This is a genomic window from Myroides sp. LJL116 (assembly GCF_054871685.1).
In genome coordinates this window covers 76,926-92,946 of sequence record NZ_JBTXLR010000003.1, presented here as the reverse complement: position 1 = coordinate 92,946, position 16,021 = coordinate 76,926, and the positions used below count along the sequence as shown (strand labels likewise).

11 protein-coding genes and 4 tRNA genes are annotated in these 16,021 nt (G+C 31.7%); 10 read left to right on the top strand and 5 right to left on the bottom strand.

The genetic code is table 11. The annotated features are described in order from the left end of the window. The 6 genes from ACYSNM_RS03820 to ACYSNM_RS03795 all read left to right on the top strand — a co-directional run bounded on the left by ACYSNM_RS03820 (window position 1) and on the right by ACYSNM_RS03795 (window position 2,255). Window positions 1-1,056 carry a chorismate-binding protein gene (locus ACYSNM_RS03820; protein ID WP_461755687.1) on the top strand — a complete coding sequence of 352 codons (1,056 nt, stop codon included), beginning with the start codon at window positions 1-3 and terminating at the stop codon, window positions 1,054-1,056. Between the two features lie 5 nt (window positions 1,057-1,061). After that, window positions 1,062-1,778 carry a bacillithiol biosynthesis deacetylase BshB1 gene (bshB1, locus tag ACYSNM_RS03815; protein ID WP_461755686.1) on the top strand — a complete coding sequence of 239 codons (717 nt, stop codon included), beginning with the start codon at window positions 1,062-1,064 and terminating at the stop codon, window positions 1,776-1,778. A 79-nt stretch (window positions 1,779-1,857) separates the two neighbouring features. Continuing rightward, a tRNA-His gene (locus ACYSNM_RS03810) sits at window positions 1,858-1,931 on the top strand. A gap of 34 nt (window positions 1,932-1,965) precedes the next feature. Next, a tRNA-His gene (locus tag ACYSNM_RS03805) sits at window positions 1,966-2,039 on the top strand. A gap of 34 nt (window positions 2,040-2,073) precedes the next feature. Further along, a tRNA-His gene (locus tag ACYSNM_RS03800) sits at window positions 2,074-2,147 on the top strand. Between the two features lie 34 nt (window positions 2,148-2,181). Beyond that, a tRNA-His gene (locus ACYSNM_RS03795) sits at window positions 2,182-2,255 on the top strand. A 678-nt stretch (window positions 2,256-2,933) separates the two neighbouring features. Here the strand turns inward: ACYSNM_RS03795 and bioB are convergent. Then, the gene (gene bioB / locus ACYSNM_RS03790) at window positions 2,934-3,890 is read right to left on the bottom strand and encodes a biotin synthase BioB (protein ID WP_461755685.1); all 957 of its coding nucleotides are present in this window, start codon (window positions 3,888-3,890) and stop codon (window positions 2,934-2,936) included. A gap of 229 nt (window positions 3,891-4,119) precedes the next feature. On the opposite strand from bioB, the gene ACYSNM_RS03785 reads away from it, so the two are divergent. Continuing rightward, entirely contained in the window at window positions 4,120-5,619 is a 1,500-nt protein-coding gene (locus ACYSNM_RS03785) for an aminotransferase-like domain-containing protein (RefSeq protein WP_461755684.1), read from the top strand. A 386-nt stretch (window positions 5,620-6,005) separates the two neighbouring features. On the opposite strand, the gene ACYSNM_RS03780 is transcribed toward ACYSNM_RS03785, so the two are convergent. Then, window positions 6,006-7,034, bottom strand: a complete 1,029-nt coding sequence (locus tag ACYSNM_RS03780) for a M28 family metallopeptidase (protein ID WP_461755683.1) — start codon at window positions 7,032-7,034, stop codon at window positions 6,006-6,008. A gap of 108 nt (window positions 7,035-7,142) precedes the next feature. Between ACYSNM_RS03780 and ACYSNM_RS03775 the strand changes: the two genes are divergently transcribed. From ACYSNM_RS03775 to ACYSNM_RS03765, 3 genes are all read left to right on the top strand, one after another. Continuing rightward, a complete protein-coding gene (locus ACYSNM_RS03775) occupies window positions 7,143-7,952 on the top strand; it encodes an SDR family oxidoreductase (RefSeq protein WP_461755682.1) in 810 nt (269 codons plus the stop codon). Between the two features lie 83 nt (window positions 7,953-8,035). Further along, window positions 8,036-8,692: a fructose-6-phosphate aldolase gene (fsa, locus tag ACYSNM_RS03770; protein ID WP_461755681.1), complete on the top strand. Its 657-nt coding sequence runs from the start codon at window positions 8,036-8,038 to the stop codon at window positions 8,690-8,692. Window positions 8,693-8,880: 188 nt separating this feature from the next. Further along, complete coding sequence (locus ACYSNM_RS03765) at window positions 8,881-9,978, top strand: NAD(P)H-dependent flavin oxidoreductase (RefSeq protein ID WP_461755680.1); 1,098 nt, start codon at window positions 8,881-8,883, stop codon at window positions 9,976-9,978. A gap of 35 nt (window positions 9,979-10,013) precedes the next feature. On the opposite strand, the gene ACYSNM_RS03760 is transcribed toward ACYSNM_RS03765, so the two are convergent. The 3 genes from ACYSNM_RS03760 to uvrB all read right to left on the bottom strand — a co-directional run bounded on the left by ACYSNM_RS03760 (window position 10,014) and on the right by uvrB (window position 15,932). Further along, window positions 10,014-12,206 (bottom strand): S9 family peptidase, encoded by a 2,193-nt coding sequence (locus ACYSNM_RS03760; RefSeq protein WP_461755679.1) that lies wholly within the window; start codon window positions 12,204-12,206, stop codon window positions 10,014-10,016. Between the two features lie 1,235 nt (window positions 12,207-13,441). After that, window positions 13,442-13,912: a DUF1456 family protein gene (locus tag ACYSNM_RS03755; RefSeq protein WP_461755678.1), complete on the bottom strand. Its 471-nt coding sequence runs from the start codon at window positions 13,910-13,912 to the stop codon at window positions 13,442-13,444. Between the two features lie 34 nt (window positions 13,913-13,946). Beyond that, a complete protein-coding gene (uvrB, locus tag ACYSNM_RS03750) occupies window positions 13,947-15,932 on the bottom strand; it encodes an excinuclease ABC subunit UvrB (protein WP_461755677.1) in 1,986 nt (661 codons plus the stop codon). Window positions 15,933-16,021 lie beyond the last annotated feature (89 nt).

Genomic DNA, 16,021 nt, shown 5'->3' with positions numbered 1-16,021 from the left:
ATGGATTTATTTGAATCTTTAGAAAAACAATATGCAGAAAATTTACCTTTTGTAATCTATAAGAAGGCGAATTCTACTAAAGCTATTGGGATTTTTCAAGAAAACAACCATATCTACCCTGTACATACATTTGAGGAAAGTGGCTTTGTATTTGCTCCTTTTCATAAAGGGCAAAGGTTTTATATTCCTTTAAATAAATCAATTGTAAAAGAATTAGAATTAGATTTCTCTCAAGATTTAGGCAACAATAAAAATAATGTTATACTTCATGATCAAGGTCAGTTAAATTTTGAGAATTTAGTAGAGGCTTGCGTGGAGGCAATTAAAAAAGGAGAGTTTTTAAAAGTAGTTCCATCAAGAAAACAAAGTGTTCAAATTAAAGTAGGCTGCTTAAGTGATTTATTTAAAAGATTATCTAAAGCTTATCCTACTGCGTTTTGTTCTTTAATGTACCATCCTGAAATAGGATTATGGTGTGGAGCTACTCCAGAGAGTCTATTATCTATTGATAATTGTACTCTACATACCATGTCTTTAGCAGGTACACAGGTAAATTTAGGACAGCAGCAGGTTATATGGCCAGAGAAAGAAAAACAAGAACAGCAATTTGTAACGGATTTTATTATAGAGGCATTACGCCCTTTTGCCAATCAGGTACAAAGTTCTACGCCTTATACAAAGAAAGCAGCTAGAGTAATGCATATTTGTACAGATATAGAGGCTCAACTTAAAGAAAAGGATTTAAAAGCTATTATTGAAGCTTTACATCCTACACCGGCAGTATGTGGTTTACCTAAGAAACCAGCACTTGACTTTCTTTTAAATAAAGAGGGGTATGATAGAGAATATTACGCAGGATATTTAGGGGAGTTAAATGTAGATTTTTATAAAGAAAAAGTTACTACAGATTTATATGTCAATTTACGTTGTATGTCTATTAAAGAGGATACTGTAAATTTATATATAGGCTGTGGGGTTACTAAAGATAGTAATCCTACTTTAGAGTTCTTAGAGACAGTTAACAAAAGTAGTACAATGAAGAAAATTTTAAATTAAAAGTAATGACATTAGATATATTAGCCTTTGGAGCACATCCAGATGATGTAGAATTAGGATGTGGAGCAACTATAGCAAAAGAAATCGCTCATGGAAAAAAAGTGGGTATTATTGATTTAACTCAAGGAGAACTTGGAACAAGAGGTACAGCCATTACTCGTAAAGAAGAGGCTACTAACGCTGCAAAGATACTTGGAGTTGAAATAAGAGAGAATCTTGGCTTTGCAGATGGTTTCTTTATTAATGATAAGGAGCATCAGCTTAAAATCATCCAAATGATTCGAAAATATAGACCAGAGATTGTTTTATGCAATGCAATTGACGATAGACATATTGATCATGCTAAAGGTAGTGATGTTGTCTCAGATGCATGCTTTTTATCTGGGTTAACAAAAATAGAAACAACTTTAGATGGAGAGCAACAAAAAGCTTACCGACCAAAGGTGGTTTATCACTATATTCAATGGAAAAACATCGAACCGGATTTTGTAGTTGATGTTACTGGATATATGGATAAGAAATTGGAATCTGTTTTAGCATATAAAACGCAGTTTTTTGATGAGAATTCAAAAGAACCTGCCACTCCAATTACCTCAAAAAACTTTATTCAAAGCGTTACTTACCGCGCTCAGGACCTAGGAAGGCTAATAAATAAAGATTTTGCAGAAGGTTTTACAACGGAAAGGTACGTAGCAGTCAATACATTAGCAGATTTGATATAAAATAGTTTAATTTTTTATTGAAAAAAGCTTGGCAAGTATAGAAAAAACGCTAAATTTGCAACCGTTAAACAATAACACGGTGGTTATAGCTCAGCTGGTTAGAGCGTCGGATTGTGGTTCCGAAGGTCGTGGGTTCGAAACCCATTAATCACCCTAAATATCTTAAGATATAACAATACATTACCTGGTGGTTATAGCTCAGCTGGTTAGAGCGTCGGATTGTGGTTCCGAAGGTCGTGGGTTCGAAACCCATTAATCACCCTAAGTATCTTAAGATATAACAATACATTACCTGGTGGTTATAGCTCAGCTGGTTAGAGCGTCGGATTGTGGTTCCGAAGGTCGTGGGTTCGAAACCCATTAATCACCCTAAATATCTTAAGATATAACAATACATTACCTGGTGGTTATAGCTCAGCTGGTTAGAGCGTCGGATTGTGGTTCCGAAGGTCGTGGGTTCGAAACCCATTAATCACCCTAAACGGGAATTCTTTCTAGAGTTCCCGTTTTTTTATTTATATAACTACTTAAAATCAAGTTGTTATAAGTCTTGTGCAACTAGGACCGTTTTACTTTATTTGAGTATATAGTGGCTTAAGTCATAAAAGAAGCGATAACAGAAAGAATTTTAGTAGTTGTTTTATAGATAGAAATATCTTTTTGAAAGCTTTTATAATTAAAAAATCAATTTTACTAAGCAAAGGCTATTTCTACAATTAATAAACAAAACATCTCCGTACCATTGCTTAGATGTTTGGGGTTAACCTAAATACAGTAAGATAAGAAAGAGTAGTAGAGGGAAAGCCTATAATTGTTTTAAGTAGGTTTTTTAAAGGTTTTTAATATAAGTAAAGTATATACTTATATTAAAATAGTTAGACTCTTAAATAGCTTTAAAAACAGCCTAATCTACTTTTGTACTTATAGCCTTAGGATTTTCTTTTATTACAATAGTATCTAGAGTAGTGGATTATTCTATATTATTAACTATGTCAGTATTTATTTACTTCTATAGATTGTAGTAACAGTAGATAGGGATCTACAGGTGTTATTATACAGCTTTATTAAGCGATAGCAGACTTTTTATAGTAATAATAAATAAACCAAGTAGTCAAGTAATATTTGCTACTTGGTTTATTTAAATAGATTAGGAAATTACATAGGACTTAAGCCTAATAGGGAAAGTAGTTCCAAATCTTCAGATGTTTTTGGGTTTGGTGTAACTAGTAATTTTTCATTTTCTCCTGTAAATATTGAATTAGCACCAGCTAAAAAACATAGAGCCTGCTCTGTTTGGTTCATTTCAAGTCTACCAGCGCTTAAGCGAACCATAGTCTTTGGCATTATTATTCTTGTGGTTGCAATCATTCTTACCATATCCCAAATGGGAACTTTAGGGTAATTCTCCATTGGAGTTCCCTTTACTCTAGATAAAGCGTTAATAGGTACAGATTCTGGGTGTTTTTCTAAATTAGCTAAAGTACATAACATAGAAATTCTATCTTCAGTGGTTTCGCCAAGGCCAATAATACCACCTGAACATACTGTTATTCCAGCTTTTCTAACATTTTCAATAGTTTGTAAACGATCATCAAATTTCCTAGTAGATATAATCTCTTGGTAATGTTCAGCAGAAGTGTCAATATTATGGTTATAAGCCATTAGCCCAGCTTTTTGCAATTTATCTGCCTGGGATTCACTAAGCATTCCCAAGGTACAACAGACCTCTAAACCTAATTCATTTACTCCTTTGACCATTTCTAGTACTTTGTCAAAATCTCTGTTATCTCTAACTTCTCTCCAAGCTGCTGCCATACAAAAACGACTCGAACCATTTTGTTTGGCTTTTTTAGCATAATCTATCACTTTTTGATAAGGTAGTAGAGCTTGTACTTTAATATCTGTGTGATATCTTGCTGCTTGTCCGCAATAGGAACAATCCTCAACACATCCGCCTGTTTTTATAGAAAGCAGGGTACTTAATTGGATTTTTGAAGGATCATGGTTTTGTCGATGTACCTCACTTGCTTTTACAATTAGCTCCAATAAAGGCATGGTATAAAGCCCTTGAATTTCATGGAAATCCCACTTTTTACACGTTGTAGTTGTCATAAAATGAAAAAAATTACTGTTTGTTTTGTATTAAAAATTGGAGTCTACCCAAAGCCTTCCTAGTATTTATGTAAATACTAGCTACAATAGGGTAAATAATCTTTATAGAACTAAGTCAAAAAAGATATTGCTCCTTTTTTTATTTTTTGAACATTCATTGTTCAATCCTTATCTTTGATGCCAAAACTCGTACCTTTTAGTTTAAAGAGAGGGTGCCAGAATTAATATTATGCCTAGTCCAGTTAGATTTTCCTACCAAACCTTTATTACTCTTGATAAAAAATCAAGTCAACCTATTTATTTACAGATAGCCCAAGAATTGGGTATTGCTATTCAAAGAGGGATTTTGACATGTAGGCAAAAACTTCCAGGATCAAGAGTTTTAGCCCAAGATTTAGGTGTACATAGAAATACCATTACAAGGGCTTATGAAGAATTACAAGAGCAAGGCTGGATAGAAATTAAGCAAAAAAGTGGAGCTTTTGTAATTAGTTTACAAGAAAGAAATTCTATTAAACACTCCAAAAACACTGCTGTTACTCAAGGCTTTCTTCATAAATCTGGTTTTAGTTTTACTAGTTCTAACCTACTTAGTGACCCTTTCGAATACACAAATTCTCCTTTGGTTTTTAATCATGGTTCTCCTGATGTGAGCTTAGCACAGATCAAAGAGCTAGTGGATTTGTATTCCATGAATATGAAGCGAAAAAGTAACCAGAAAAAAATGGGGTATTATCAAGAAAGAGGAAGTGAGTACTTTAAAAGACAATTATCCAATTATCTAAACCTTACTAGAGCCTTACATATTAATAAGCATAATTTACTTATTAGTAGAAGTATGGAAATGAGTCTATACCTTTTATGTCAAGTACTTATTAAGCCTTTAGACAGTATAGTTGTAGGAGAACTAAGCTATTTCGCAGCTAATATGATATTCCAAAAGGTCGGAGGTAAAATTCTAAAAGTGAAGGTAGATAACTATGGGATCTGCACTAAGGACTTAAGGAAAATTTGCCAAAACAATTCTATTAGAGCTATATATACAATGCCTCAAGGACATTATCCTACTACTTGTAGTATGAGTAAAACAAGGCAGTTAGAACTTATTGCATTAGCACAAGAATTTGATTTTATTATTTTTGAAGACGCCTCAGATTATGATTTTAGTTACTCTACTAACAATAGTTTATCCTTAATAAAACAAGATCCAAATGCTAGAGTAGTCTACATAGGTTCTTTTGGAAGAAGTTTAGCTCCTGGTTTTCGAGCTAGTTTTATTGTTGGACCACAGGATCTTATTGTAGAATTAGAGAATTACGCCGGTTTAATTGACCGTCAAGGCGATGTACTTATGGAATTAGCCCTTGGAGAGATGATTGAAGAGGGAAGTGCAGTGCGTCACTTAAATAAAAGTATTCAAGTTTATAAAAAGCGTAGAGACAATTTAGCTTTATTGTTAGATACTTACTTAAAAGAATATTTTAAGTATGATTTGCCTAATTCGGGGTTAGCCATTTGGGCACAAGCAAAAAAGCCTATTAACCTTCTAAAGCTAAGTAATTTAGTACACGCTAAAGGTTTATTTATTCCAAAAAATATTTTATATCAAGATAAATTTACTACAGGAATTAGAATTGGATTCGGACATTTAGAAAGTAATCAAATGCAAACAGCTATACAGATAATAGCTAATGTTTTAGTAGAGAATCCTGATTTAGTAGACAAGTAAAGATAGATAAAAAAGAAAACTCTTTTGAGTTTGCATACAAGAAGTTAGCAATACTCAAAAGAGTTTTAGGACCTATATTAGTTTCTGAACTTAAAATTAATTCAATCTATTATTTTAAAACAAATAGTAGTAATAGATTGAGTACTATGCATTTTAAGGATAAAAATAAAAAGGAATCTAGTGTAACAGTACGATTTATAAGACTTATTACCACAAGGGTAGGTAAAATAAACAAGGCCATTACCATTGGTATAAATAATGAATTATATACCATTTTTGCTAGTCCATCTGTATAAATATCTAATACATAAGCAGCTCGTAATATCCAGAGTATTAAATTAATAAAGCATAAAATGAATAGAGTAATGTCTACTGCTTTTAAAAATTTAATTTTCTTTTTCTTCTGTAATTCTAGGTCTTTCATTTGCATTTGCTAATTCCCATGCTGTTGCAAAAACAAGCTGAGCTCTTTTTGTTAATAAATCCATGTCAATTCTTTCATAAGTATCTCTTGGTGTATGGTAATCATCATGAGCTCCATTATAGAAGAATACTGCTGGTATACCATGTTTTGCAAAGCTATAATGATCAGAACGGTAATAAATTCTTTGTGGGTCGTTATCATCATTAAATTTATAGTCAAGATCAATTCCAACAGAAGACTCATTTGATTTAATTACAATATCATGTAAATCTTGGCTAATTTTATCAGCGCCAACTACAAAAACGTAATCATCTGCTTTAGTATATTCGTGACTTCTTCTACCAATCATATCAATATTGATATTCGAAATGGTATTTTCTAGAGGGACAATTGGATTCTCTACATAAAATCTAGAACCATATAGACCAAACTCTTCTCCAGTTAAGTGTATAAATAAAATAGATCTTTTAGGAGTAATACCTTGATCTGCTAGATCTTTAAATACTCTAGCTACCTCCATAACTGCAACAGTACCAGAACCATTGTCATCTGCACCATAGTGGTACTCTCCTTTATCTAATCCCATATGGTCATAATGCGCGGAGATAATTAAAACTTCCTCTGGCTTTTCACTTCCTGGTATAAAAGCCCATACGTTTTCACTGTCTTTTAAGTTTGCTTTTGACTTCATGAAGCTTGCAGGAACATCTTGAAAATAACTATCTGCATTTGCGGGGGCAGAGATATTGTTATTTTGGTAATGTTTTTGCAGATAGGCAGCTGCTCTTTTTTGGCCAACTTCGCCAGTCCTACGTCCTTCTAAATGTTCAGAGGTAATTACTTTTAAGTACTTGCTAATAGAATCTTGATTGACATTTTGCCAATAAGCAGTACTGTTTTCATGGGGTTGATGTGCTTTTTTGGTAGCTGTACAAGCAGACAAAATAATAGCTGCAGAGCATAAACCAAAAATTAAATTTCTTTTAATCACAATTAATTAGGTTTTAGTTAGTCCGTAAATATAAACACTTTCTTAAATCTTACCTAGTATTTTAAAATTGGTTGTAGAACCTTATCTTTGTTAAAATATAAAAAAGTAATGAGTAAAGTTGTTTTCATAACTGGTGGTTCATCTGGAATAGGTAAATGTGTAGGTGAATATTTAACCCAGAAGGGATTTACAGTATATGGTACTAGCCGAAATCCTAATAAAGTAACACAAAGTAAATTTGCATTAGTAGCTTTAGATGTTAGAGATCCACAAAGTGTAAAAAGTGCCATTGAAGAGGTGCTAGAAAAGGAAGGGCGTATAGATGTCCTTATTAACAATGCAGGAGTAGGAATAACCGGAGCAATTGAAGAGGTTAGTCAAGAAGAAATTTTAAATAATTTTCAAACCAATGTATTTGGTCCCATTGACGTTATAAAAGCTGTTTTACCTTCTATGAGAGCCCAAAAAAGTGGTCTTATTATCAATGTAACTTCAATTGCTGGCTACATGGGTTTACCATTTAGGGGAATTTATTGTGCCTCTAAAAGTGCTCTAGAAATGGTTACTGAATCCTTGAGAATGGAGCTTAAACCTTACAAAGTTCAATTAACAAATGTGGCTCCTGGAGATTTTGCTACTAATATTGCTCAGGGAAGATATCACGCTCCAGTATTAGAGGATTCTCCTTATAAAGAAGCTTATCAAATGTCCTTAGAAATGGCTAATGCCCATGTAGATTCGGGAAGCGATCCAATTGAGATGGCAAAGAAAATACACCAAATCATAGAGACAAAGAAGCCAAAAGTACGTTATCAAGTAGGAGAGCCCTTACAAAAGTTATCGCTTTTTCTAAGAAAAATTCTTCCTAGTAAACTCTACGAGAAACTATTAATGAATCATTACAAAATCAAAGAATAAAATATAAAGTAAAATATTTATTAAACACAGATTTATGTTGTAATTTTACCCAACAACATAACATATATAAGAAATATATTACTATGAAATTTTTTATTGACACAGCTAACTTAGAGCAAATTAAAGAAGCAGAGGCACTTGGTGTTTTAGATGGTGTTACAACCAATCCTTCTTTAATGGCTAAGGAAGGCATTACGGGAGCACAAAACATCTTAGATCATTACAAAGCAATTTGTGAGATTGTTGACGGAGACGTTAGTGCAGAGGTTATTTCTATTGACTACCAAGGAATGGTGGAAGAAGGGGAAAAATTAGCAAGTTTAAACCCACAAATTGTCGTTAAATTACCAATGACAAAAGATGGTGTAAAAGCTTGTAAATACTTCTCTTCTAAAGGGATAAAAACAAATGTTACTTTAGTTTTCTCTGCTGGACAAGCTTTATTAGCTGCTAAAGCAGGAGCTACTTATGTATCTCCTTTTATAGGAAGATTAGATGATATTTGTACTGATGGATTAGTTCTTATTGAAGAAATTCGTCAAATTTATGATAATTATAATTATCCAACACAGATCTTAGCGGCTTCAGTACGTCATACAATGCATATTGTAGATTGTGCTAAAATCGGTGCGGATGTTATGACTGGTCCTTTAAGTGCTATCACAGGTTTATTAAAACACCCATTAACAGACTTAGGTCTTGCACAATTTTTAAAGGATTACGAAAAAGGAAATAAATAAACTTTATTTATACAACTTACTTACAAACTACAAACTAAGAAAAGGCAGACCATTTATGGACTGCCTTTTTGATTTAAATACATTCATTTCTAGGTAGTCTATGCTTAGTATAATTTTTTCAGATCTATATCCCTTAGCATATTTAATAATAATGTATCTTTAGATATCATCTAATTATAAATGGATTAATGATGGAAAATTCTTCTTTTTGGAAAACGAAAATAACTAGTCTTTTAAATATTCAATACCCTATAATTCAGGCTCCTATGTTTGGTGTGACTACACCTGAGATGGTAGCCAAAGCGAGTAATTCTGGAGCTTTAGGCAGTTTAGCTTTAGGAGATCTTCCAGCTGAAAAATGCAGGGAATTAATTCTAAAAACTAGGGAATTAACGCAAAAACCGTTTGCTGTCAACTTGTTTTTACACCAACTGCCTCCTTTAAATAAAGCATTAGAGCAAAGTTACAATAAGACTAAAACTTACCTAGAAGAAAAGGTAAAACAAAAAGGTCTTCAAGTAGTATTTCCATCTTATGACTCACTTTACTTTACTAATTACAAAGATCAAGTCGATACTATTATTGCTTTAGACTGCAAAATTCTTAGTTTTACTTTTGGTACTTTAGATAAGGATTCGATAGAAAAATTAAAGAAAAACGATGTAATTCTTATAGGAACTTGTACTTCTTTACAAGAGGCATGCTTACTTGAAGATAGCCAAATAGATATAATTTGTGTACAATCCAATGAGGCTGGTGGACATCAAGGAACTTTTTTAAAAGATAAGAGTTCTCAAATAGGAGGATTGGCGTTATTGAATAATATTTTTCAAACTGTGAAAGTTCCAATAATATATGCTGGTGGACTATGTAATGCACAAACAATTGTTGCAGTAAAAATACTTGGAGCTCAGGGTTTTAGTTTGGGAACTTATTTTTTAGGAGCTTTAGAAAGTGCTTTAAATAATTTTGAAAAGCAGGTTTTAATGAACGCCACTCAAGATGATCTTGTTCTTACTAGTAGCTTCTCAGGTAGATATGCCAGAGGTATAGGTACTTGTTTTACAGCAGAGATGGAAGAAAGTGGTTTGATTTTACCTTATCCATTACAAAATAAACTTACTTCTCCTTTACGTATGGAGGCTAAAAAACAAAAGAAAGATGAATTTTTGAGTCTGTGGGCTGGTCAAAGTTTGGCAATAATTAGTCAAGAATCTACCGAAACTTTAATTCTTAATTTAGTTAAACAAGTAAATGCGTATTTAGATATAATAAAAAAGCAGTAATATATAATATTACTGCTTTTTCTATCTCTATTCCGTTATTCTTTTTTAGGTTTTGCTAAATAGTCAAAAAAGTAGTTAGCAATTTTTGTATTAAGATGTTCTCTATCTTTTCCATATACATTATGTTCATGAGTAGGGTATAGGAAATAATCTACTTGTTTATTTGCTTTAATACATGCTTCAATAAATTCCATAGAATGCTGTTGTAATACAACAGGGTCTTGAGCACCATGAATAATTAAAAGTTTATTTTCTAGTTTGTGTGCTTGGCTTACTAGATTATTTTTTTCATAACCTTCTGGATTCTCCATTGGTGTGTCCATATATCTTTCACCGTACATAATTTCATAGTATTTCCAATCCATTACAGGACCACCTGCAACGGCTACTTGGAAAACTTCTGGATAATTTAATACTAGAGAAGTTGCCATAAACCCTCCGAAGCTCCAACCATATACTCCAATCTTATCTTGATCAACAAAAGGTAAATTCTTCAAATACTCTATTCCTTTTAATTGATCTGCCATTTCTGCTTTACCCAATTCTTTATGGATTACATGCTCAAAATCCCTACCTCTATTTTTACTTCCTCTATTATCCACAGTAAAAACAATATATCCATTTTGTGCCATATATTGTAAAAATAAGTTAGAACCTCCTAACCATGAGTTTGTTACTAGTTGCGCATGAGGTCCACCATAAACGTAAACAAGTACTGGATATTTCTTAGAAGGATTAAAATTACTTGGGTAAATAATTCTTGCATTCAATGTAGTTGTAGAATCACCGGCCTTGATTTCTAATAAATCCATCTTAGGCATATCTATTTTTCCTAAGAAAGGATTTTGAACATTTTCAAGCTCAACTTCTTTATTAGTTGCTGTATTTACAATACTGATTCTATTTGGAGTTTCAATATTGTTAAACTCATCAATAAAATAAGACTTATCTTGGTTAAGTAAGATCTTATGTGTTCCCGAACTTGGAGTTAGGGCAGTAGTGACTCCTTTATTAATATCTACACTAAAAAGATTTTTATCCAGACCTTTATTTGTGATTCCAATATAGTAAGCGGTATTTCCCGTTTTATCAAATCCTAAAAATTGATCTACAATAATATCTTGATGACCAAGATTTTTCTCTAACTTTCCATCTGTGTTATATAGATACATTTGTCTATATCCTTGATGTTCTGAAAAGTGAATAAACTTTTTAGAGTCTTTAGGTAAAAAGATTAATCCCTGAGAAGGTTCCACATATGTTGTAGCCTTCTGTTCAAAAAGAGTTTTCTCCAATTCACCTGTAGCTGCGTTATACTGGTTTAACTTTAGACTATTTTGTTGGCGATTCAAAATTCCTACATAAACGTAGTTCCCAGATGGATCCCAGGTAACCATAGTTAAAAATTGATCTTCATAACCAGTATTAAGAATCGTCTTTTCCTTGGTATAAACGTCATATATAACTAAAGATACTCTTTCGTTTGGCATTCCTGCCATAGGATATTTCAGAGGTTCACTTTTTGCTATACGTTGTTGCCAATCCACTAGGGGATAATCAAATACAAAACTTTGATCATTTTTATAAAATAATAATTGATCTTGTTTTGGACTCCACCACATTCCTTTCTCTACACCAAACTCATTACGGTGAGTAAATGGACTTCCATTAACTACATCTTTATTAGGATCATTAGTAACAATAATATCTTCCCCTTTATTAGTAGTTATAATAATATTGTTGTCTTTTAACCAAGCTATAAAATTTCCATCTCTTGAAATAATTTCATTTTCCCCTTTACTATTAAATGTAAAGCGGTTAATTATTTTATTAGTTTTAAGATTTAATTGAATAACGTGTTTAAACTTTTTATCCTCTTGTATAACAGAAAAAAGTATTTCGTTTTCGTTTACCCATTGTAAATCCGAAGGCAGTCTTTTCAAGTTAAAATTAGTGAACTTCAATTGAGAATTAAGTATATTCTCCAATTCTGAAGCACTCATTAAAAACTGATCTTCCCATTTGTTGTCTTTAGACTTTAAAAATATCGTATCTCTATTATTGGATAAAACAGTAAAAGAATTATTGTCTTTCCATTTAGGTGAGGATAAAGTTGAGATTGCAAAATCATCAAATTGTCCAAAAGTAGCCTCCCCAATAGTAAATCCACGTTGAGAATACATAATAGAACTACCTAGTAACATAGCTACTAGAAATGTCTTTTTCATAATTGTATTTTATTAATTATTTCAAACTTTCTGTTGACAGTGTAAATTTTCACGATTATATAACAAAAAGCAGACCAAGTTACAAAAAAACAATTTTAATCAGAAATACATCTACAGTATTCTGTTCGAAAATATATAATAATAAAAGTAGCTACTATATACAAGCTGGCCTATCTGTTTAAGATACAATTGGTTATGCGATTTTAAGGAGATAGGTACTTAGTAGATCTAAAGGAGATAGTAAAAGCAGGGGAGCATAACCTTTTTAGAAAGCAATCCATATTTAAATGTAACTACATGTATAATAATCAGTTACAATCCTATTATGTAAAATTAAGTGTACATTTCTATATGCTTGGAAATTTCGCATATTTCCTAGGGAGTATCGATTATTTTAAAATATGAGAAATTTGAGCTAGCACTTGACTAGACGGTAGGCCATCTTTTTTACTAAATAGATTCGGACTCGTTACTAGCTTAACTAAAAGATATTTATATATAAACTAAGAATAGAAAAAATCTTTTAACTGAACTTAAAAAAACTTACTTTTTGAAAATTTAGATGGAAATCAATTTTCGCATATATACCTAAGAGAAAATATGATTTTCAAATACGAGAAATTTAGAAAAGGCAAATATTCTAAAATTTACGTCGAATTCATTTTTCGCATATATGCCTAAGAGAAAATATAATTTTCAAATACGAGAAATTGACAATAGTCAAACATTCTAGAATTTACCTGGAAAATAATTTTCGCATATATACCTAAGAGAAAATATGATTTTCAAATACGAGAAATTTAGAAAAGGCAAATATTCTAAAATTTACGTCGAATTCATTTTTCGCATATATGCCTAAGTGCAAATATTTTTTTCAAATACGAGAAATTTAGAAAAGTCAAACATTCTAGAATTTACTGGAAATTAATTTTCCCATATATACTCAGTAGAAAAGATATTTTGAAAATATAAGAATTTTGATCCTTACAATCTGCCGGGTAGAATTATTATAAAACTTTGCTTCTCTAGAAAGAACAGCTGCTAGAGGAAGGATAGGGGAGGGCTACTACTTTATTAATAATTAATTCTACTAGTATTTTTACAATGTACTAGATGATTTGGCTCAGGATTATTTTACCTAAGAGATATTGGAGTTGGCTAAAAAAAATACGAGGTTAAATAGAATTATTTAACCTCGTACTGTTTTATGCTAAAAAGAATATTTATAAAAAATATTAACTATTCTTTTTTTTACCATTATTAAATTTTATACCTGCTAAAGGAGATTTAGGATCTTTTGATTTAAAACTTTTTGGCTTATCTTCTGTTTTCTTAAAAGTACTTGTTTTACTTTTTGTATATGGAGATTTTTTAAAAGAACCTTCTTTTGAATAAGAATTCTCTTTAGAATAAGATTCTTTCTTTGATGAATCCTTTCCAATTTTCTCTCTATTAACTTGTAAAACTTTCATAGGATCTTTTGGCTCCTCTTTAGTCCCTCTCAAATATATCACCAATCCATTCAAGAAATTTCTTAGAATTTGGTCCATACATTCCACATATTTAGGGTGGTCAGAACTTCTAAAGAAGTTACCAACTTCACCTTTGGAAATACGGAAATTTACTAACTCTAAAATTTCTACGATTTGGTCATCTCTTAATTGAAGAGCAACACGTAACTTTTTAAAAATATCGTTATTTGTCATTTTCTCTAATTTGTAGTAAAGGTAAATAAAATAATTATAGCTTTTCTTTTAATAGCTTAATTTCATCTCTTAATCTAGCAGCATTTATAAAGTCTAGGTCTTTTGCTGCAGTTTCCATCTCTTTACGTTTTGTTCTTATGAGTTTTTCTATATCCGCTTTACTTTTGAATTTAATTTCAGCCTCCGTTAATTTTAAACTTTCGGCTTTAACTAATTCATCATAACTTGGCTTAACTAAGTCATTAGTAATTGCTTTGTTAATAGCAGTAGGGGTTATATTGTGTTTCTCATTATAAGCATTTTGCTTACTTCTTCTATAGGTGGTTTCATCTATAGTTTTCTGCATACTAGCGGTAATTTTATCTCCATACATAATAGCTTTACCATTTACGTTTCTAGCTGCACGTCCAACTGTTTGTGTTAAAGAGCGATGACTACGTAAAAATCCTTCTTTATCTGCATCCAAGATAGCAACAAGAGAAACTTCAGGTAAATCTAAACCTTCACGTAATAAGTTTACTCCAATTAAAACATCGAAAAGACCTTTTCTAAGATCTTGCATAATTTCAACCCTTTCTAAAGTATCAATATCTGAATGTACATATCTACACCTAATACCAACTCTAGTAAAATATTTAGCTAGTTCTTCTGCCATTCTCTTGGTTAAAGTAGTAACTAAAATTCTTTCATCTACTTTTACTCTTTGATGAATTTCTTCGATTAAATCATCTATTTGATTTTCAGTAGGTCTAACTTCAATAATAGGATCTAATAATCCTGTAGGACGAATTAACTGTTCAACATAAACACCTTCGGATTTTTGTAATTCATAATCAGCAGGAGTAGCAGAAACATAAAGTACCTGATTTTGCATCATTTCAAATTCCTCAAATTTTAAAGGACGGTTATCCAAAGCAGCTGGTAATCTAAAACCATATTCTACAAGATTTTCTTTACGAGATCTATCTCCACCATACATAGCATGTACTTGAGAAATAGTAACGTGAGATTCATCAATAACCATTAAGTAATCATCTGGAAAATAATCTAATAAACAGAATGGACGACTACCTGGTTCACGGCCATCTAAGTAACGAGAGTAATTTTCAATTCCAGAACAATATCCTAATTCACGGATCATTTCCAAATCAAAATTAGTTCTTTCTTCTAAGCGTTTTGCTTCTAAGGGTTTACCAATTTCTTGGAAATAATCTACCTGCTTAACCATATCTTGTTGTATTTCCCAAATAGCTTTTTGTAAAACATCTGGAGAAGTAACAAACATATTAGCAGGGTAAATATTTAATTGGGTATATTTTTCCATCACTTGAGAAGTGGTTGGGTCGAAAACTTCTATGTCTTCAATTTCATCACCAAAAAAATGAATTCGAAATGGGTTATCTGCATAACTAGGGAAAACTTCAATAGTATCTCCTTTAATTCTAAAGGTACCAGGAGTAAATTCCGCTTCAGTACGAGAATATAAACTTTGTACTAAACGGTGTAATACCTTAGTACGACTAATAACTTGATCGAGTTCTAAAGAAATAACATTTTTTTGGAACTCCGTTGGGTTTCCAATACCATAAAGACAAGAAACAGAAGCAACTACAAGAATATCTCTTCTACCAGAAAGTAAGGCAGAAGTAGTACTAAGTCGCATCTTTTCCAATTCTTCGTTTATAGACAAATCCTTTTCTATATACTGACCTGTTACTGGAATAAAAGCTTCTGGCTGATAATAATCATAGTAAGAAACAAAATATTCTACCGCGTTATTTGGAAAGAAGTTTTTAAATTCTGTATATAGTTGAGCAGCTAAAGTTTTGTTATGAGCTAAAACTAGGGTAGGACGTTGTACTTGCTGAATAACATTTGCAGCAGTAAAGGTTTTACCTGAACCAGTAACACCAACTAGAGTTTGGTATTTTTCACCGTCTAAAATTCCTTCGCTTAATTTCCTAATTGCTTCCGGCTGATCACCGGTTGGCTTATAATCCGATTTTATTTCAAATTTCATAATATAGTATTACTCAAAAGCAAAGTTAGCTATTATAAAATAAAAAAGCGCAAGATTACTCTTGCGCTTTCTATATTTAATACTGATGT

Excerpts from the sequence above, each read along its gene's own strand:
- ACYSNM_RS03765 (WP_461755680.1), top strand. The coding sequence starts at position 8,881 with ATGATGGAAAATTCTTCTTTTTGGAAAACGAAAATAACTAGTCTTTTA.
- ACYSNM_RS03785 (WP_461755684.1), top strand. The coding sequence starts at position 4,120 with ATGCCTAGTCCAGTTAGATTTTCCTACCAAACCTTTATTACTCTTGAT.
- fsa (WP_461755681.1), top strand. The coding sequence starts at position 8,036 with ATGAAATTTTTTATTGACACAGCTAACTTAGAGCAAATTAAAGAAGCA.
- ACYSNM_RS03820 (WP_461755687.1), top strand. The coding sequence starts at position 1 with ATGGATTTATTTGAATCTTTAGAAAAACAATATGCAGAAAATTTACCT.
- ACYSNM_RS03755 (WP_461755678.1), bottom strand. The coding sequence starts at position 13,912 with ATGACAAATAACGATATTTTTAAAAAGTTACGTGTTGCTCTTCAATTA.
- ACYSNM_RS03775 (WP_461755682.1), top strand. The coding sequence starts at position 7,143 with ATGAGTAAAGTTGTTTTCATAACTGGTGGTTCATCTGGAATAGGTAAA.
- bioB (WP_461755685.1), bottom strand. The coding sequence starts at position 3,890 with ATGACAACTACAACGTGTAAAAAGTGGGATTTCCATGAAATTCAAGGG.
- ACYSNM_RS03760 (WP_461755679.1), bottom strand. The coding sequence starts at position 12,206 with ATGAAAAAGACATTTCTAGTAGCTATGTTACTAGGTAGTTCTATTATG.
- bshB1 (WP_461755686.1), top strand. The coding sequence starts at position 1,062 with ATGACATTAGATATATTAGCCTTTGGAGCACATCCAGATGATGTAGAA.
- uvrB (WP_461755677.1), bottom strand. The coding sequence starts at position 15,932 with ATGAAATTTGAAATAAAATCGGATTATAAGCCAACCGGTGATCAGCCG.